Origin of the sequence: Sphingopyxis yananensis (assembly GCF_020687785.1) — a bacterium.
Classification (GTDB): Bacteria; Pseudomonadota; Alphaproteobacteria; order Sphingomonadales; family Sphingomonadaceae; genus Sphingopyxis; species Sphingopyxis yananensis.
In genome coordinates this window covers 806201-823508 of sequence record NZ_JAJEWI010000005.1, presented here as the reverse complement: position 1 = coordinate 823508, position 17308 = coordinate 806201, and the positions used below count along the sequence as shown (strand labels likewise).

Genomic DNA, 17308 nt, shown 5'->3' with positions numbered 1-17308 from the left:
TATGCTGACCATCAACAATCTCCACGCCACGGTCGCCGACAAGCCGATCCTCAAAGGTCTGGACCTGACCATCAACGCAGGCGAAATCCATGCTATCATGGGCCCCAATGGCGCGGGGAAATCCACCCTATCCTATGTATTGGGTGGCCGCCCCGGCTATGAAGTCACCGACGGCAGCGTGGCCTTTAACGGCGAAGATTTGCTGGAAAAAGAAGCGTTTGAACGCGCGGCTGCAGGCCTGTTCATCGGTTTCCAATATCCCGTCGAAATCCCCGGCGTATCCAATGTGCAATTCCTGCGCGAAAGCTTAAACGCCCAGCGCCAATCGCGCGGTGAAGACCCGCTTTCCGGCGGTGACTTCCTCAAGCTCGCCCGTGAAAAGGCGGGCTTGCTGAAAATGGATATGGAGATGCTGAAGCGTCCCGTGAACGTCGGCTTTTCGGGCGGCGAGAAAAAGCGCAACGAAATGGTACAAATGGGCATCCTCGATCCCAAGCTGGCGATCCTCGATGAAACGGACAGCGGCTTGGATATCGACGCGCTGCGCATCGTGGGCGAAGGCATTAATTCCATCATGCGCCGTCCGGACAAGGCCGTGCTGCTGATCACCCATTATCAACGCCTGCTCGACTATGTTCAGCCCGATTTTGTGCATGTGTTGGCCGCTGGCCGCATCGTAAAATCGGGCGGCCCCGAACTCGCCCGTGAACTCGAAGAACATGGCTATGCCGAGGTTGTGGCCTAATGAACGCCCTCCCTCTCCCCACCCGCAAGCTCGAGGATTGGCGCTATGCCGATCTTGATGCGCTTGCTTCGCTTTGGCCGCTGCCGGCCGCTGAGCAGATCATCGTGGCGGCAGGCGACCGCTTCGAACGCGCGATCATCCTGGATGGCAGCATCGGCGAAGCCGCCGTGCAGCAAATCGACCTGACGCTCGAAGCGGGCGCAAAAGCCGCCATCTACGCACTGAACATCGGCGGTCAATATGGCCGTATCGAACTCAATGTCACGATGAAGAAAGACGCGGATTTCAAGCTGGGCTGCGCCCAAATTGGCGGCGGCGATCAAAATATCGAACTGGTCACCACCGTCACCCACGCCGAAGAAGGAGGCACATCCAGCCAAACCGTGCGCAACGTGCTGGGCCAAAAAGCGACCGGCACCTATCTCGGCAAGGTCGCGGTGGCGCGCGGCGCCCAGCAAACAGACAGTGTGCAAGACGTCAAAGCCATGCTGCTTGACCGCACCGCCACAGCCAATGCCAAGCCGGAACTGGAAATTTACGCCGACGACGTCAAATGTGCCCATGGCTGCGCCATCGGCGAGCTTGACGCCATGGCGCTTTATTATCTGCAATCACGCGGCCTCACGCCAGCGGACGCCAAGCGCCTGCTCCTCCAAGCCTTTGTCGCTGGCGCTTTCGACGGCGCAGTGGATGAAGAGCATTTGCAACAATTGGCGCTCGCCAAACTCAGCGAACTGATCGCATGACCGCTTCCACTCCTCTTTCTGGCGCTCCCCTTTATGACGTGAACGCCGTCCGCGCCGAATTCCCCGGCATTGCGGGCGGCTGGCACTATCTCGACACGGGCGCAACGGCGCAAAAGCCGCAAGCCGTGATCGACGCCACCGTCAACGCCATGGGCCGCGACTATGCGACCGTGCATCGCGGCGTCTATGCCCGCTCGGCGGACATGACCTTGGCCTATGAACAGGCCCGCCGCACCATCGCCGCCTTCATCGGCGCGAAAGAAGATGACATCGCTTTTGTGCGCGGCGCGACCGAGGCGATCAATCTGGTCGCCTATGCCACGCCCCAAAAAGGCCGCGTGCTGCTCAGCCAACTCGAACATCACAGCAATATCGTGCCGTGGCAATTGGCTGGCTGGCAAGTCGACGTCTGCCCGCTGACCCCCGATGGCGCGATTGACCTCGACGCCGCCGAAGCGATGATCACGCCCGATCATAAAATGGTCGCCTTCGCCCATGTTTCCAACGTCTTGGGCAGCGTCCTCGACGTGCCCCGCGCGGCAGAAATCGCCCATAAAGTCGGCGCAGAATTGCTGATCGACGGCTGCCAAGCCGTCCCCCGCATCGCGGTAGATGTCGACGCTTCGGGCGCAGATTATTACGTCTTTTCAGGCCATAAGCTCTACGGACCAACCGGCATTGGCGCGCTATGGGGCCGTAAACTTACTAAACTTCCACCATGGCAAGGCGGCGGCTCGATGATCGACCGCGTGACGTTCGAAAAAACCACCTACGCCCCCGCCCCCACCCGTTTCGAAGCGGGCACCCCCGCCATCATCGAAGCCTTGGGCTTGGCCGCAGCCGTGGATTATGTAACCGCCATCGGCATCGACAAAATCCACGCCCATGAAGCCATACTGGTCAGCCAATTGCGCGAAGAACTGGCCCGCCGCAACAGCATCACCCTGTTCGGGCCAGACAATAGCGCGGGCATCGTCAGCTTTGCGATGAACGGGGTTCACCCCCATGACATCGGCACGATTTTGGACGAAAGCGGCGTCGCCATTCGCGCTGGCCATCACTGCGCCCAGCCGTTGATGGATCATTTGGGCGTGCCCGCCACCGCGCGCGCCAGCTTTGGACTTTACAGCAACGCCGATGATGTGGCGGCTCTGATCGAAGGCCTGAACAGGGTCGAAAGGATTTTCGGATGACTGAGGAACGAACCTTCAAGGTCGAAGAAGTGGCCAGCGTGGACGCGCCGCCAAAAGCACCGGCGTTAGACAAAGAAGCGGCTGGCGAAACCACACAACGCAAACGCGACTATCTCGACGGCTTTTTGGCCGCCAAGCCCGAACCTATGGACCCGCACGGCGTCGGCGGCGATTTGTACGAAGCCGTCATCAACGCGCTCAAGGAAATTTTCGACCCCGAAATTCCGGTCAACATCTATGATCTTGGCCTGATTTATAATGTCGAAATCAACGACGGCCATGCCTTGGTGACCATGACGCTCACCACCCCGCATTGCCCTGTGGCGGAATCCATGCCGGGCGAAGTGGAATTGCGCGTTGGTTCGGTGCCAGGCATCGGTGATGCCGAAGTGAATCTGGTTTGGGACCCACCATGGAGCCCCGCGAATATGAGCGACGAAGCCCGCCTTGAACTGGGTATGCTCTAATATCTTGGGCGGCGGTTGGTTTTCCCCATCCCCGCCCCATATATCTAGGACCCCGCGCCATGTGGGGGGAGAATGACGATGACAGACACCAAAACCCGCACCCGCCCCGCCGCTGTCACCCTGACCGCGAATGCCGAGGCGCGCATTGCCAAATTAATGGCCGATGCGCCTGCGGACGCCATTGGTGTCAAGCTGTCCACACCGCGCCGTGGCTGCTCCGGTCTGGCCTATTCGGTGGATTATGTGACCGAAGAGGCCAAATTTGACGAAAAAATCGAAACGTCGGGCGGCTTGTTCTACATCGACAGCGCCTCAGTCCTCTATTTGATCGGCAGCGTCATGGACTGGGTCGAAGATGACTTCACCGCTGGTTTCGTTTTCAACAACCCCAATGCCAAGGGGGCCTGCGGCTGCGGCGAAAGCTTCACCATCTAACATATTTATTATCATCAGCGGCACAGCGACCAGCCCCCAGTGCGCTGCGCCAGATCCAGATGAAAATGGTCGGCATGGGCAGCGTTATAATCGGGTGACAAGGTGGTGGTGAAAATATCGCACGCCCCATCGCGGACGCTGCGCAAAAACGCCCCCTTGTCGCCATCATCCGCCCAATCATCTTTCAACGAAATGCGCGTCCCATCGGCCAGAACAAAGGCTGAAATATCAATGGCATTAGCGCGGCTATGCTCACTTCGCGCGCTGGCCCCCGCAATATTACGGCAATTATAACTGCCCAAATTTTCGACCCGCACCACCTTTTGTCCAAAAAATGCATGGGCCATCGGGCCAACCACATCGCGCTGCCACAAAATCATACCCGCCGACACCGCGCAAGATGGTGCCGCCCGTGCCGGTGTCATCGCGGGAAACAGGCGCTTATCCGACATGATCATGCGCTGGCTGGCGCGGCAACTTCCCTCCCCCACCACGGGCCGCCGCTCATAGCTCACTTGCGCAGCGTCCATCACCGCAAAACAAGCAGCCTCATCTTGGGTTAAATCCGCCAGTTTGGCCGGTGTCGCGGCGCCAATCTCATGCGACAAAGCCAAGGGAATATGCCGAAAATGCTGCGGATGCTCGCGCACCCATTGCATCACCCATATCGCGCCCAAAGTCGCTGCAATCACAGCCACAAAGGCAAAAATATAGGGCCAAATGCGCGTCACGCTATGGCTATGTCATACCCATAGCACGCCGCCAAGCTATGATAAGAACCCAACCATAGCGCAGCAGAGGAGTTCTACCGCCCGCTGTCCGGATATCCTCAGCTTTTCAGCGGCACAAAGCGCAGCCGCAACCCATCTTTGGGCCGTGGAATCGGCAGTAATGCCCATTCCGGTTCATAGCCTGCCTCCATTTCGATGCGATTTTGCGTCAGCACATGGTGCAGGAATATTTTCGCCTGCATATAGGCAAAATGCAGCCCCAAACACATATGCGCCCCGCCACCAAAGGGAACCCACGCATATTTATGCCGCCGACGCACTTGCTCTGGTGAAAAGCGCATCGGGTCAAATTCGTCGGGGTTGGGCCAATATTCCTCCATCATATGGGTATAAGCGGGGCTGATCCCGACACTGGTTCCGGCAGGAATAGTATATCCGCCAAATTCAAAGTCCCGCAGCGCGCGCCGCGGGAAGGAAGGTACCGGTGGGACAAGGCGCAAGGATTCCTTAAATGCCCACTCAGTAAGTTCCAATTCATTCAACCCATTATGCCCAACACCCTCCCCCGCAGGGGATACGCTCAGCATTTCTTCGCGCAAACGGTCCTGCCATTCTGGGTTGCGCGCCAATTGCCACATCATCGTCGATAGTGACGATGTGATGGTGTCATGCGCCGCCATCATCAAGAAAATCATATGGTCAACAATACTGGAATCGCTCAGATATTCGCCATTGTCGTCCTTGGCCGCGCAAAATTGGCTGAAAATATCCTGCCCACCTTTGGCGCGTCGCTCCGGCACTTGCTGGGTAAAATAATCCACCAGATATTTCCGTCCGGCAACCCCGCGTCCCATCGCGGTAAACGGCAGGGGACGGCGCACAATGCCCACGGATGCTTGCACCATATCCACAAAGGCTTTGTTGATTTTGTCGGCTTCTGGACCCCACGGGATGCCCAAAAAGGCCGTCGCAGCCAAATCCAGCGTCAGGGCCTTAATCGCGGGATAAAAGGCAAATTGCTTACCGCTCCATTCGGCAACCCGCTGCTTGATGCCTTCGTTCAGGGCGACCGCATAATATCGCATAGGTTCAGGCTTGAACGCGACCGACAGAGTTTTTCGATCAGCCCGATGATGGTCAAAATCCATCAGCATTAGACCGCGCGGAAACAGCAGGTTCAACAGCGGTCCCCAGCCCTGTTCCGATGAAAATAATTTATCGCGGTCGAACATCACCAGCTCATTGGCGTCGGCCCCCATCAACGCCACGCTGCGCCCACCAAAACCCGTGCTGCGATATACGGGACCATAGCGGGCCACCATCTTGCGGCTAAAGCCCCGATAGTCGCGCAAAAATGCCAACGTATTGCCCAGCACTGGCAAGCCATCTTCGCCTGGAATATGGTCTAAATTCCGTCCCGACCCACGCGGTAACCAATGCGCCGTATCGGGGCCGAATCGGTCTGCGGGCCATGATCCGGCGTTGACGGCCACATTCCCTTGCACCGGCGCGCTCATATCTTCTCTCCGCTGAAACTCTATCTTTTCCCCAAGATATCGCCCTACTAACACCCCTGCAAGTAAGATATTTGCTACGGCGAAATTATTCAGCCGCTATTCAACTAACCGTGCATAAATTGCGATCATATCGGGCTCTCCCGCCCTCCTTTTAGGAAATGACTATGGCCCTCTCCTTCCCCAATATCCGAGGTCCCTTCCCCCGCGTAAAATCGATCGCTGCTGGCGCAATCGCGCTGACGACGCTTGGCGGCTGCATGTATGATGGCGGGGTTTATGGTGCCAGCGACTATGCGTCCGGCTATGCTTGCGGCAACGACTATTATTCCCAAGACCCTTATGGCTATGATGATGGTTATGGATATGGCTGTTATGATGCAGGCGACTATCGCAGCGGATTTGTGAACATCGGCTTTGGCGGGGGCTGGTATGACGACTTTTACTATCCCGGCTATGGCACTTGGATGTACGACCGCTATCAGGTCCGCCGTCCGCTGAGCGGTCACTATCTCAACTATTGGGGTGGTCGCCGCGCTTATTATCGCCATTACAACAACCGTCCCAACCATTTCCAAGGCCGGCCCATTCGCCCCGCGCCAAACTATGCGCCCAACCGCCCAGGTTATCGCCCCGACGGGGTGATCCGTCCTGACAGACCAAGTGGCAGCGACAGGCCCAACTGGTCAGGACGGCCCAATCGTCCCGATCGCCCCGACGGCGTAACCCGCCCCGACAGGCCAACCGGCAGCGACAGGCCTAATTGGTCAGGGCGGCCCAACCGTCCCGATCGGCCCGACGGGGTGACCCGTCCCGACAGACCAAGTGGCAGCGACAGGCCCAACTGGTCAGGGCGTCCCAACCGTCCTGATCGTCCCGACGGCGTAACCCGCCCCGACAGGCCAACCGGCAGCGACAGACCCAATTGGTCAGGACGTCCCAACCGCCCGGATCGGCCCGACGGTGCCACACGTCCAACGCGCCCCACCGTTGGTGAGCGGCCTACGACACGCCCCGCGCCGCAGGCTCGCCCCACACCGCAAGCACGGCCAGAACGGACGGAACGCCCAGCACGCGACAGTCGCTACGGCAGACAAAGCGACCGCTAAATTCGGTCCCACAAAAATGGCTCGGTCGCCTTGCTACCGAGCCATTTTCATATTCACCTGTCGGAACGCCGATTACACCAAGGGCGTCACAACATTATCCTCATCCCCCAGCACATCATGCGTTCGGGCCGACACAACCTGCGCGGCCACCAAATCGCCGATCACATTTAATACCGTTCGGCACATGTCCAGAAAACGGTCGACGCCCAACACCAAACCAATACCTTCGGGCGGCACGCCGACACTGCCCAATATCAAGGCAATCACTGGCAAAGACCCAGCCGGAACCCCTGCGGTGCCAATCCCCCCCAAAATACAGACCAGCATCACCATAATCTGTTGCTGCAACGTCAGGTCGATACCGAAAAACTGCGCCAGAAAAATAACGGTCACGCCTTCAAACATGGCCGTGCCATTTTGGTTGGCGGTCGCGCCAATGGTCAGCACAAATCGCGCCACACGGTCGGGCAGATGCAACCGCTCTTTTGCGACCCGCAAAGAAGTCGGCAAGGTCGCGTTGGACGATGCGGTGGCAAAGGCCATTACATAGGCTTCTTGGGTTTCCCGAAAGAAAGCGATGGGCGATTTGCGGGCAACAAATTTCAAGATCAGCGGAAAAACGCCAAACATCTGCAAGCCCAGCGCCAACAACACCACACCCACATAAGCGGACAGGCGGATGATCAAATCCCATCCAAATTGCGACGCCAAATTGAACATGAAACAAAAAATGGCAATCGGGGCCAATTGAATAACCAAGCCTATCAGCTTCATCGAAACTTCGAACACACCCTCGACCACCGATTTCAGGGCTGCCGTGCGTTCATTTTGCACCAGCATCAAGCCAATGCCAAAAAACAGCGCAAAAAACATGACGGCCAAAATATCGTTGGCGTTCATTGCAGCGAACACATTGCTGGGCACAATGGCCACAATAGCGTCGACGCCGGTTTTCGATTCCCGCGCCATATCGGTAATGCTTTTGGCGCCGTCCGCGCCTTGGGCAATCAATTGCTTGGCTTGGGCTGGATCCACCCCGGCGCCGGGTTGCAAAATATTCACCACCGCCAAACTGACGATCACCGCAATGGTAGACACGACAATGGTGTAAATCAGCGTCCGTGTACCGACGCTTTTCAGCGCCCGTATTTCGCCCATTTCGGCAACGCCAACAATCAAAGCCGAAACCAGCAAAGGAATGACTAGCATGAACAGCAAGCGCAAGAAAATCTGGCCGACCGGTGTTGTAAAATAGGTGGTGAAATAATGCGCCCACACGACATCACCCACCTGATAATGCACAAATATACCGGCCAACAAACCGGCAATAAAGCCAATCAGCATACGCCATTGCAAGCGTTTGGCGCGGGCTTCTTCGCTAACGTCGACCCCAGTGGCGATCGCAGCCTCGGCCATAGATTTCTCCTCATCTGCGCCGAAAACGGACGCAGAAATATTTGTTATTGTTCCCTGACCGTTGATATCGGCCAGCCCAAATTGTCTCTAATGCCGTCAAATTGGCCGATAATTGTAAAAATTACATCAAAAATTTTTACTGCGCCTTCACAACCCGCTTCGCAATTTAGCGGACAAGATTTTGCGCCGGAATTCTCCATGTAAAAAAGCCCGCAAGACAAGGCCCACGGACTTTTCCATCATCTCAATTTTTCTTCGCAGCCTCGGATGCTCGCCGTGTCACATGCTCAGCCGCATTGGGCGCGGTGCAACAACTTGTGATCGGCCAACACCAGCGCCATCATGGCTTCCACCACTGGAACACCGCGTATCCCAACACATGGGTCGTGACGACCCTTGGTGATGATCTGCGTAGCCTCGCCCGCTTTGTTGATCGTGGGCACAGGCGTCAAAATGGAACTGGTCGGCTTGAACGCCACGCGCACCACCACGGGCTGCCCCGTCGAAATGCCGCCCGCGATACCACCTGCATTATTGGCCAAAAATTCGGGGCGGTTGCTGCCATCGCTGGCGGGACGCATGGGGTCAGCATTGTCTTCGCCGCGCAAACGCGCTGCTTCAAATCCCGCGCCAATTTCCACGCCTTTGACGGCATTAATGCCCATCATCGCACCAGCCAAATCGGCATCCAGCTTGGCATAAAGCGGCGCGCCCCAGCCTGCCGGAACACCGGTGGCCACACATTCCACCACCGCGCCCAAGCTGCTGCCCGATTTGCGGGCGGCATCCATCACGCCTTCCCAACGCTGGGCCGCCACAGAGTCGGGACAGAAAAAGGGATTATTACCAATTTCGTTCAAATCGAAATTATCGCGGTCAATCGCATCGCCGCCAATTTCCGAAACCCATGCGTGAATTTGCACATCAGGGATGACCAAACGCGCCACCGCACCCGCCGCAACACGGCTGGCGGTTTCGCGGGCGCTGGACCGGCCGCCCCCGCGATAATCGCGCAGGCCATATTTGGCGTCATAGGCATAATCGGCATGACCGGGGCGATAGGCCTGTGCAATATCGCCATAATCTTTGGACCGCTGATCGACATTTTCGATCATCAAGCTGATCGGCGTTCCGGTCGTTTTGCCTTCGAACACGCCCGACAAAATCCGGACCTGATCCGGTTCTTGGCGCTGGGTCGTGTGGCGCGATTGGCCGGGACGGCGCTTGTCCAAAAAGGGCTGAATATCCGCTTCGGTCAAGGACAAACGGGGCGGACATCCATCAACCACCGCGCCAATGGCCGGACCGTGGCTTTCCCCCCAAGTGGTAAAGCGCAGCATATGACCAAAGCTGTTGATACTCATTGCCGTCCCTTAATTTGCCGCGCGGCCTAACGCCGCGCTCCCATGGCCCATCAGCCATGCTGTGCTTGCCAAGCCGCTGACCTAGATTTTCCCCGACGGCACCGCACGGCCCATCGGGGATATCATATTATGCCAGCGCAATATCCGGCGCGTCTTCCTGCTTCATGCCAACGGTGTGATAACCCGCATCAACATGATGCGTTTCACCCGTCACGCCCTTGGACAGGTCGCTCAGCATATACAGCGCCGAACCACCCACATCGTCGATGGTCACATTGCGGCGCAGCGGGGCATTATGTTCATTCCATTTCAAGATCAGGCGGAAATCCCCTATGCCGCTGGCCGCCAGCGTCTTAATCGGGCCTGCCGAAATGGCGTTCACCCGAATATTTTGCGGACCAAAATCATTGGCCAAATATTTCACACTGGTTTCCAGCGCCGACTTGGCCACGCCCATCACATTATAATGCGGAATAACCTTTTCTGCGCCATAATAGCTCAGCGTCAAAATCGACCCGCCTTTCGGCATCATCGCCGCTGCGCGCTTGGCCACAGCGGTAAAGCTGTAAACGCTGATGTTCATGGTCAGCAGGAAATCTTCCAAGCTGATATCCGCATAATGTCCGCGCAAAGCGTCTTTATTGGTAAAGCCAATAGCATGGACAATGAAGTCAATGGTCGGCCAACGATCCGCCAATTTGGCAAAGGCCGCATCCAGATTGTCCATGTCCGACACATCGCAGTCGATCAGGAAATCACAGCCCAATTGTTCGGCCAGCGGCTTTACCCGCTTCTCCATCACTTCGCCTTGATAGCTGATGGCCAATTCAGCCCCAGCACCCTGCAACGCCTTGGCGATGCCCCAAGCAATGGACTTATCATTGGCCAAGCCCATGATCAAACCGCGCTTGCCTTGCATCAGACCTGTCATTCATTTTCTCCGGCGGAATCAATTCGCAAATTTAACATCTTCTTCGCGCCCCATAACGTCATGGCCCAAATCCTCAACCTCCACCAGCGCGGCGTTCAGTTCAGCGCCCATCACAATACCCAGCCCAACCAGATGAAAAAAGAACAAAGCCACCATCACACCGGCCATGCTGCCATAGGTCATATCATAGCTTAAAAGCCCAGCCAGCAAGGGCGGAAGCGCCATCGTCACGGCAATCCACCACAAGGTGGTGAACAAGGCACCGGGCCATTTGGGGCATTGTTTTAAGTGGCGGAATTTTGATGGAGTGAGGCCATAAAACAACAGAAATATCGCCAAGAACATGCCCAGACCGGAAATCAGACGTGGCAAAAGAATGGATCCGAAATTTTCCAGCACGTCTGGCAAAAAGGCCATCAGAAATTGCTCAACGCCCGAAATCAGCACCTGCGCACTAAAACTGACCAGCAATAAAATCACCGCGCCAAAAATCACGCCGATGGACAATAAACGATAATGGAAAATGCTGCGGCTGGCCTGAACACCATAAGCGCGGCGCAAAATATCGCGAATGGTTTCCACCAAACTGCCCACGCTCCACAGCGCCACAATCGCCCCCAACCACAAGAATATGCCGGTGCGCGCGTTCATGGCCTCGCGAATCGGTGTGGCCAAGGTTTCCGCCACCGCAGGGGGCATGGTGGACAGTACCGCTTCAATTGCGCGCTCACCGCCCGCACCGCCGCCCAGCAAACTCAGCACCGCAGCGATTAAAATGAAAAAAGGAAATAGCGCAATCAGCGACAAATAAGCCAGATTGCCCGCATGGATGACCCCGTCGGTAAAGGTGCCAACCAGCACGCGCTTCGCGATTTGGAAAAAGCGCGTGCCGGGTCCGACATGTTCTTTGCCTTTTTCAATCAACCCCTCCGCCCGCGCGACCAATTTGCGCTTTCGCGCGGCCTTGGCACGGGCTTCCAGTGAATGGGGTGACTGGCCTTGGCTCATCCTATGCGCCCATCACACGCCAAGGTCCGCGCGGACAGAACGCCGATCATCCCATTGGTCTACAAATTGCTCTAATTCCGCATCTTGTGCTGGGATATCAATCATCAATCGCACCATCTGATCCCCGCGGCCGCCGGACTTTTGGCTATAGCCTTTGCCCTTCAAACGCATCACACGGCCAGAAGTTGATCCGGCTGGGATAGACAGCATCACCGCGCCGTCCACCGTGGGTACTTTGACCTTGGCGCCTTTCACCGCTTCGCGCAGGGAAATCGGCAGGTCCAAACGGATATGGTCGCCGTCGCGCACAAAAAACGCATGATCCCGCACCGTAATGGTCACGATCCCATCGCCATTGCCGCCAGGTCCGGGCTGGCCCTTGCCGGCCAAGCGCATTTGCGTGCCGCTTTCCACGCCCGCTGGCAATTTCAGGTCAATCGTGCTGCCACTCGCCAGCGTGATCCGCTGCGGGGCCTGCACCGCCGCATCTTCAAACGACACCGCCAAGCGATAGGCGACATTCGCCCCCTTGGGTGGCGGCGCGCTGCGCCCCCCGCCAAAGCCCGAAAATCCACCGCCGCCGCCGCCGCGACCGCCAAACAGACCTTCGAAAATATCGCCGAAATCCGCACCTTCACCGCCAAAGCCGCCGCGCTGACCGCCGCCAAAGCCACCCCCAAAAGGCATGGCCGGATTGCCGTCAGCATCAATTTCCCCGCGATCAAATTGCGCGCGCTTGGTCTTGTCCGACAACAGATCATAAGCACTGGTCACGGTGGAAAAGCGTTCCGCCGCCTTGGGATTGTCTTGATTGCGGTCGGGGTGCAGTTCTTTCGCCAATTTGCGATATGCGGACTTAATCTCTGCTTCGCTGGCGCTGCGTGCGACGCCCAGAGTGGAATAAGGATCTGCCATAAACTACCTGTTGCCCGATAAATCTTTGGCCGTGAAGGCCATTATTGCGCCCGATGTGGTCATCACGCGCCACACGGTCAAGGTCGCACGGTCCACATCATCCCAAAACATGCCAAATTAGCATGAATATTAACCGTCTTTCTTGCTCGACCAGAAAATGGTCATCCGATATGCACCCTCTATGACCACAGATCCTTTTGCCCTGTTCGACACTTGGTTTGCTGAAGCGCGCACCACCGAAGTCAATGACAGCAACGCCATGGCGCTTGCCACCACCACGCCCGATGGCCACCCATCGCTGCGCATGGTCTTGCTCAAGGGGCATGGGCCAGACGGTTTTGTCTTCTACACCAATCTCGACAGCCGCAAGGGCGGGGAATTGGCCGCCAACCCGCATGTCGCCTTGCTGTTCCATTGGAAAAGCCTGCGCCGCCAAATCCGCATCGAAGGGGCTGTGGCCCCTGTGGCCGACAGCGTGGCCGATGCCTATTTCGCCACGCGCAGCCGCGACAGCCAATTGGGCGCATGGGCCAGCGACCAAAGCCGCCCTTTGGACCATCGCGAAACTTTCGAGGCTCGCTTTGCCGAAATGCAGGCCCGTTTTCACGGCCAAGACGTGCCCCGTCCGCCGCGCTGGTCGGGTTGGTGCGTGCCCCCCACCCGCATGGAATTTTGGCAAGACCGCGAATTTCGCTTGCATGAACGCACCCAGTTCAACCGCCAAGCGGACGGTCAATGGACCAACGGACTGCTGTTTCCATGAGCTGGCGCCGCCTGCCCTTCACCCAAATCGACGCCTTTACCGACAAGGCCTTTGGCGGCAATCCGGCCGCCATCATCCCGCTCGACGAGTGGCTCAGCGACGGGGTGTTACAAGCGATTGCGGCGGAAAATAATCTGTCCGAAACCGCCTTTCTGGTGCCCGATGACAGCGACGGCGCCGATTATGAACTGCGCTGGTTCACCCCGCAAACCGAAGTCCCCTTGTGCGGCCATGCCACCTTGGCCAGCGCCCATATGCTGCTGTCCAGCGCCCAGTGGCGCAGCGACATGCGCTTTCGCACGCGCACATCCGGCATCTTGACCGTCCGCCGTGACGAAGATCAGCTCTACCACCTCAGCCTGCCCGCCTTCCGCGCGGTCCCAGCGCCTCAGGATGATCTGGTCGCCGCACTGGGCGTCGAGCCGCTGGAAACCTTGGGCTATGAAGATCGATTTGCCCTCATCATTCTGGAATCAGCCGCCCAAATTCGGGCGCTCTCGCCGGACTTTGACCGACTGCGTCCCTTGGGCCGACAGCAAATCATCCTGTCGGCACGCGGCGATGGCGACCCATCAGGGGCCGATGTCGTCAGCCGCGTCTTCATTCCCGGAATCGGGCTGGACGAAGACCCTGTTACCGGCTCCGCCCATACGGTGCTGACGCCCTATTGGACCGCCCGCTTTGGCCGCGACAGCTTCACGGCTTATCAGGCCAGCAAGCGCGGCGGCCATATCGGCTGCACCATGTTCAGCGGACGAGCGGAGCTTAGCGGCCGCTGCGTCACGGTCATTACCGGCGAGTTTCACCTGTAACCCAGAAAAAACAGGCGCATGGGAACGGGGCGCAAACCCTTATCCCATGCGTCCGCCCTACAGGCTTTCCACCAAATCAGCCAAACGGCGGCGCAGCATGGGAAATTCTTCGTCCCTCGTCACGCCAAGACGCACCACCGTCACCCGCTGGGACGGCGACACGATAATATATTGCCCCTGATGCCCAATGGCGGCGAACAGGTCGTTCGGGCCGCGCTGGGGCCACAAGGCAGCATCCGATCCTGCCGGACGCTTGCGATTCAGCCAAATATGCCCGCCATAGCCCGCATCGGCATCGGACGGGGTCAGCATGAAATCAATCCACGCATCGGGCAACAAACGCTGACCATTGGCAACGCCGCGATTGCGCAGAAATTCCCCAAAGCGCGCATAATCCCGCGCCGTGGCATGCATCACCGACCCGCCAATCATCGTGCCCTGTGCGTCAAATTCCGGCGTCAGGCTGGTCATGCCCAGCGGCTGCGCCAAACGTCCGCGCACAAATTCCAACACCGCATCGCGGCGCGTCACGGCATTGTGCGACGGCGTCAGCGTTTGGGCGATCAAGTCCGACAAAATCACACTGGTTGGGGTGCTGTAATTAAACACCTCCCCCGCCACCGCGACCGCAGGCTTGCCTTCCGCGAAACCGGCCATATTGCTGGACCCTGCGCCAAACAGCATGGCGGTGGTGTCCGCTTCCCAAATCGGGTCTCCGCTCTCCCGATGCTCCAGCCCCGATGCCATATGGAGCAAATGGCGCAGGCTGATGTTGCCGCGCGGGTCGCCGCTATTCTGCCACGCCTCCACGGGCACGGGCCCATCCAGCGCCAATCGCCCATCCGACACCAATATGCCGACCAGAACCGCGGTAATGCTTTTCGCCATCGACCAGCTAATCAGCTTGGTTTGCGGACCAAACCCCTCCGCATAGCGTTCATAAACCAGCTTGCCGTCGCGCAGCACCAACAAGGCCCGCGTGTCACCCAATTCGGCGTCTTCAGAAAATAGCACATCAGCGGCGCTGCGAATCGCACTGGGCAGCGCAGGCCCTTGTGGCAAGCTATTGGCGTCCACCATTTGGACCTCGCCCGCCTTAGCTTGGTCCACCGCATGGCCGCCCACAGCAGTGGCGCCTGCCCCATCCGCCCATGCCGCAGCATCCGGCGCAGCTTGCGCCGTTGCCGTCCATTGGATCGCGGACCAACCCGCCAGTGCCAACAGCGCCGCACTTGCCAGCATGATTTTTTTCGTGATCATAGGGTGAGTGACTAACATGTATCCCCCCGATCCGGCAACGCCGCAAGAAAGCCCCAATCCTGCACCGCCCACGAGTGACGCTGCACCGGCTTTTGCACCGGCACGGCGGCCCCGCAAATCTGGCGGTTGCTTGCCGTGGGTGTTGATCATCGCGGTGATGCTGACGAGCTATGGCATTTGGAAATTCCCGTCCTTCAAGGCGCAGGCCGAATTGGGGGCCAGCTATGCCGCCCGTGTCGGCTGCTCCTGCCGCTATGTGCAAGGGCGCGACATCAATAGCTGCGAAGCGGATTTTGAACCGGGGATGGAGCTTATTTCCCTGACCGATGATCCCGACACCAAAAGCGTGATCGGCCGCGCACCGTTACTCGCATCCCGCACCGCGCGCTATGCGGGGACGTCGGGCTGCGTCCTTCTGCCCGCCGAATAAGCCTCACTCTGCCAAGAATCAGACTCGAAAATGGGGCGGAAAGCCATATCACACCCGCCCCATCATCATAATGTCAGGCCGTCTCCGCCAAAAATTGGTCGATTTCCGCATTGACCCGATCTGCCGCTTCCCACGGCACAAAATGACCGCAACCCGCCACCTCGGCCACGCGCAAATTGGGGATCAGCGCGTCAATACCATCCAAATTACAAGGCGGCAGCGCCATGTCATCCATCGCCCAAATCACCAAGGTTGGCATGCCCAATTTGGGGAAATCAAAGGCGGGCGGTTCGGCATAAGGTGCATCCATATCCGGCACATTCACTGGCGAAGCGCGATACCAATTGACCATGCCGAAACAGGCGTCCCGATCCTCCCAATCGGCGCGCAGCCGTTCAATTTCTTCGGGTGGGTTCACGCCGCCGCTGGGCACGCGATCGCCAAAGGCGTGGATTAACAAGCCCGCAATGCCATGATCGCGGATCAAGCCGTCATTGGCCGTATCGCGAAACGCCCGCATATATTGGCTGGCGGCCCGCTGATCGGCATTGGTCAGCAGCAATCGCTGGAAAATGGCGGGGTGCGGCGCATTGGCAATAATGGCGCGGGTCACGCGGCCCGCCCATTCGGGGTTCGGACCACCAGCCTGCCCCGCCAGCGCGACGCCCAATGCAATGGCCCCGCCCCAATCATGACCAACGATGGTGAAATTCTGGACATTCAACGCATCCGCCAACGCAAAAATATCCGCCACCAGCTTATCCGGCGCATAATCCGCCACATCCGCTGGCTTGGACGACCCCCGATAGCCGCGCTGATCGGGGGCAATACAGCGATATTGGCCCGACAAATGCCGCAATTGGTGCCGCCATGTGCGATGGGATTCGGGAAATCCGTGCAGGAAAATCAGGGTCGGGGCATTTTTCGGCCCCAAATCCACCACATCCAGTTCCACACCGGTCGATAGGGCCACGCGCTGCTGCTGAAAATCGTCTATCATCCTGCCTCCCAAATCATGCTTTGTTATTTGCATTGCATTTGAAAACCAGTCTGCCGCGCCGCCCCCTGCTTGGCAAGGCCCCCGCTGTCGGCGGCAGACGGCGGCTTACGCGCCCCCAATCTGCCGCCCATGACGTTTATCCGGCGGTGGTCAAGCCATGAAGAAACAGCCGCTTAACCTTCGTCAGGGGTGATCGCTTTAATCGCCAAGGCATGAACACGGTTGCCGGGCAAATCGCCCAAGGCTTTGTTCACGCTGCGTTGGCGCGCCACGCGGTTCATTCCCGCAAAGCCCGCCCAAATGATGGTCAGGCTGAAATGCGATTCCCCGCTGCCATCATCGCCCATATGGCCATGATGCTGGGCGCTATCGTTGCTCAATTGAAAATTTGCGTCGGGAAATGCAGCAGTTAACAACGCTGTCATCTCGGCTTCTACTGGACCTTTTTGTGTCATTCCGCCATGTTGGG

General features: G+C 58.1%; 19 protein-coding genes. 9 read left to right on the top strand and 10 right to left on the bottom strand.

Features of this window, described 5'->3' with window-relative positions; genetic code table 11:
- Position 1 precedes the first annotated feature (1 nt).
- The 5 genes from sufC (at position 2) to LKO31_RS06400 (ending at position 3586) form a co-directional block, all read left to right on the top strand.
- Positions 2-745, top strand: a complete 744-nt coding sequence (gene sufC, locus LKO31_RS06420; RefSeq protein WP_227689361.1) for a Fe-S cluster assembly ATPase SufC — start codon at positions 2-4, stop codon at positions 743-745.
- A complete protein-coding gene (locus tag LKO31_RS06415) occupies positions 745-1491 on the top strand; it encodes a SufD family Fe-S cluster assembly protein (RefSeq protein WP_227689359.1) in 747 nt (248 codons plus the stop codon). The genes sufC and LKO31_RS06415 overlap by 1 nt, the downstream gene beginning before the upstream one ends.
- Positions 1488-2684: an aminotransferase class V-fold PLP-dependent enzyme gene (locus LKO31_RS06410; protein WP_227689351.1), complete on the top strand. Its 1197-nt coding sequence runs from the start codon at positions 1488-1490 to the stop codon at positions 2682-2684. The genes LKO31_RS06415 and LKO31_RS06410 overlap by 4 nt, the downstream gene beginning before the upstream one ends.
- Entirely contained in the window at positions 2681-3151 is a 471-nt protein-coding gene (locus LKO31_RS06405) for an SUF system Fe-S cluster assembly protein (RefSeq protein ID WP_227689349.1), read from the top strand. The genes LKO31_RS06410 and LKO31_RS06405 overlap by 4 nt, the downstream gene beginning before the upstream one ends.
- Before the next feature lie 72 nt (positions 3152-3223).
- Entirely contained in the window at positions 3224-3586 is a 363-nt protein-coding gene (locus LKO31_RS06400) for a HesB/IscA family protein (RefSeq protein ID WP_227689347.1), read from the top strand.
- A 14-nt stretch (positions 3587-3600) separates the two neighbouring features.
- Here LKO31_RS06400 and LKO31_RS06395 read toward each other — a convergent pair whose 3' ends face one another.
- A complete protein-coding gene (locus tag LKO31_RS06395; RefSeq protein WP_227689345.1) occupies positions 3601-4317 on the bottom strand; it encodes an extensin-like domain-containing protein in 717 nt (238 codons plus the stop codon).
- Positions 4318-4415: 98 nt separating this feature from the next.
- Positions 4416-5834, bottom strand: a complete 1419-nt coding sequence (locus LKO31_RS06390) for a cytochrome P450 (RefSeq protein ID WP_227689343.1) — start codon at positions 5832-5834, stop codon at positions 4416-4418.
- A 164-nt stretch (positions 5835-5998) separates the two neighbouring features.
- On the opposite strand from LKO31_RS06390, the gene LKO31_RS06385 reads away from it, so the two are divergent.
- The gene (locus tag LKO31_RS06385; RefSeq protein WP_227689341.1) at positions 5999-6940 is read left to right on the top strand and encodes a hypothetical protein; all 942 of its coding nucleotides are present in this window, start codon (positions 5999-6001) and stop codon (positions 6938-6940) included.
- A 72-nt stretch (positions 6941-7012) separates the two neighbouring features.
- Here LKO31_RS06385 and LKO31_RS06380 read toward each other — a convergent pair whose 3' ends face one another.
- From LKO31_RS06380 to LKO31_RS06360, 5 genes are all read right to left on the bottom strand, one after another.
- A complete protein-coding gene (locus LKO31_RS06380; RefSeq protein ID WP_227689339.1) occupies positions 7013-8356 on the bottom strand; it encodes a dicarboxylate/amino acid:cation symporter in 1344 nt (447 codons plus the stop codon).
- A gap of 287 nt (positions 8357-8643) precedes the next feature.
- On the bottom strand, positions 8644-9720 hold the full coding sequence (gene aroC, locus LKO31_RS06375) for a chorismate synthase (RefSeq protein WP_227689337.1): 1077 nt from the start codon (positions 9718-9720) through the stop codon (positions 8644-8646).
- A 127-nt stretch (positions 9721-9847) separates the two neighbouring features.
- Positions 9848-10651, bottom strand: a complete 804-nt coding sequence (fabI, locus tag LKO31_RS06370; RefSeq protein ID WP_227689330.1) for an enoyl-ACP reductase FabI — start codon at positions 10649-10651, stop codon at positions 9848-9850.
- 18 nt (positions 10652-10669) lie between these two features.
- The gene (locus tag LKO31_RS06365; RefSeq protein ID WP_227689328.1) at positions 10670-11659 is read right to left on the bottom strand and encodes a YihY/virulence factor BrkB family protein; all 990 of its coding nucleotides are present in this window, start codon (positions 11657-11659) and stop codon (positions 10670-10672) included.
- Between the two features lie 12 nt (positions 11660-11671).
- Positions 11672-12574 carry a DnaJ C-terminal domain-containing protein gene (locus LKO31_RS06360; protein WP_227689326.1) on the bottom strand — a complete coding sequence of 301 codons (903 nt, stop codon included), beginning with the start codon at positions 12572-12574 and terminating at the stop codon, positions 11672-11674.
- A gap of 181 nt (positions 12575-12755) precedes the next feature.
- Between LKO31_RS06360 and pdxH the strand changes: the two genes are divergently transcribed.
- Positions 12756-13337 carry a pyridoxamine 5'-phosphate oxidase gene (gene pdxH / locus LKO31_RS06355; protein ID WP_227689325.1) on the top strand — a complete coding sequence of 194 codons (582 nt, stop codon included), beginning with the start codon at positions 12756-12758 and terminating at the stop codon, positions 13335-13337.
- Positions 13310-14149 carry a PhzF family phenazine biosynthesis protein gene (locus LKO31_RS06350; RefSeq protein ID WP_227689324.1) on the top strand — a complete coding sequence of 280 codons (840 nt, stop codon included), beginning with the start codon at positions 13310-13312 and terminating at the stop codon, positions 14147-14149. Before pdxH ends, LKO31_RS06350 begins: the two co-directional genes overlap by 28 nt.
- A gap of 57 nt (positions 14150-14206) precedes the next feature.
- On the opposite strand, the gene LKO31_RS06345 is transcribed toward LKO31_RS06350, so the two are convergent.
- Positions 14207-15409, bottom strand: a complete 1203-nt coding sequence (locus tag LKO31_RS06345) for a serine hydrolase domain-containing protein (RefSeq protein WP_227689323.1) — start codon at positions 15407-15409, stop codon at positions 14207-14209.
- A 16-nt stretch (positions 15410-15425) separates the two neighbouring features.
- Between LKO31_RS06345 and LKO31_RS06340 the strand changes: the two genes are divergently transcribed.
- Positions 15426-15839 (top strand): hypothetical protein, encoded by a 414-nt coding sequence (locus LKO31_RS06340; RefSeq protein WP_227689609.1) that lies wholly within the window; start codon positions 15426-15428, stop codon positions 15837-15839.
- Between the two features lie 73 nt (positions 15840-15912).
- On the opposite strand, the gene LKO31_RS06335 is transcribed toward LKO31_RS06340, so the two are convergent.
- Positions 15913-16839, bottom strand: coding sequence for an alpha/beta fold hydrolase (locus LKO31_RS06335; RefSeq protein WP_227689321.1), 927 nt, complete (start codon positions 16837-16839; stop codon positions 15913-15915).
- A gap of 173 nt (positions 16840-17012) precedes the next feature.
- Positions 17013-17264 (bottom strand): BolA family protein, encoded by a 252-nt coding sequence (locus tag LKO31_RS06330; RefSeq protein WP_227689320.1) that lies wholly within the window; start codon positions 17262-17264, stop codon positions 17013-17015.
- Positions 17265-17308: the final 44 nt, after the last annotated feature.

Coding starts and splice junctions, on each gene's coding strand:
- sufC (WP_227689361.1), top strand. CDS start 2: ATGCTGACCATCAACAATCTCCACGCCACGGTCGCCGACAAGCCGATC.
- aroC (WP_227689337.1), bottom strand. CDS start 9,720: ATGAGTATCAACAGCTTTGGTCATATGCTGCGCTTTACCACTTGGGGG.
- LKO31_RS06385 (WP_227689341.1), top strand. CDS start 5,999: ATGGCCCTCTCCTTCCCCAATATCCGAGGTCCCTTCCCCCGCGTAAAA.
- LKO31_RS06405 (WP_227689349.1), top strand. CDS start 2,681: ATGACTGAGGAACGAACCTTCAAGGTCGAAGAAGTGGCCAGCGTGGAC.
- pdxH (WP_227689325.1), top strand. CDS start 12,756: ATGACCACAGATCCTTTTGCCCTGTTCGACACTTGGTTTGCTGAAGCG.
- LKO31_RS06350 (WP_227689324.1), top strand. CDS start 13,310: ATGGACCAACGGACTGCTGTTTCCATGAGCTGGCGCCGCCTGCCCTTC.
- LKO31_RS06410 (WP_227689351.1), top strand. CDS start 1,488: ATGACCGCTTCCACTCCTCTTTCTGGCGCTCCCCTTTATGACGTGAAC.
- LKO31_RS06365 (WP_227689328.1), bottom strand. CDS start 11,659: ATGAGCCAAGGCCAGTCACCCCATTCACTGGAAGCCCGTGCCAAGGCC.
- LKO31_RS06360 (WP_227689326.1), bottom strand. CDS start 12,574: ATGGCAGATCCTTATTCCACTCTGGGCGTCGCACGCAGCGCCAGCGAA.
- LKO31_RS06380 (WP_227689339.1), bottom strand. CDS start 8,356: ATGGCCGAGGCTGCGATCGCCACTGGGGTCGACGTTAGCGAAGAAGCC.
- LKO31_RS06400 (WP_227689347.1), top strand. CDS start 3,224: ATGACGATGACAGACACCAAAACCCGCACCCGCCCCGCCGCTGTCACC.
- LKO31_RS06335 (WP_227689321.1), bottom strand. CDS start 16,839: ATGATAGACGATTTTCAGCAGCAGCGCGTGGCCCTATCGACCGGTGTG.
- LKO31_RS06340 (WP_227689609.1), top strand. CDS start 15,426: ATGTATCCCCCCGATCCGGCAACGCCGCAAGAAAGCCCCAATCCTGCA.
- LKO31_RS06330 (WP_227689320.1), bottom strand. CDS start 17,264: ATGACAGCGTTGTTAACTGCTGCATTTCCCGACGCAAATTTTCAATTG.
- LKO31_RS06390 (WP_227689343.1), bottom strand. CDS start 5,834: ATGAGCGCGCCGGTGCAAGGGAATGTGGCCGTCAACGCCGGATCATGG.
- LKO31_RS06345 (WP_227689323.1), bottom strand. CDS start 15,409: ATGATCACGAAAAAAATCATGCTGGCAAGTGCGGCGCTGTTGGCACTG.
- fabI (WP_227689330.1), bottom strand. CDS start 10,651: ATGACAGGTCTGATGCAAGGCAAGCGCGGTTTGATCATGGGCTTGGCC.
- LKO31_RS06415 (WP_227689359.1), top strand. CDS start 745: ATGAACGCCCTCCCTCTCCCCACCCGCAAGCTCGAGGATTGGCGCTAT.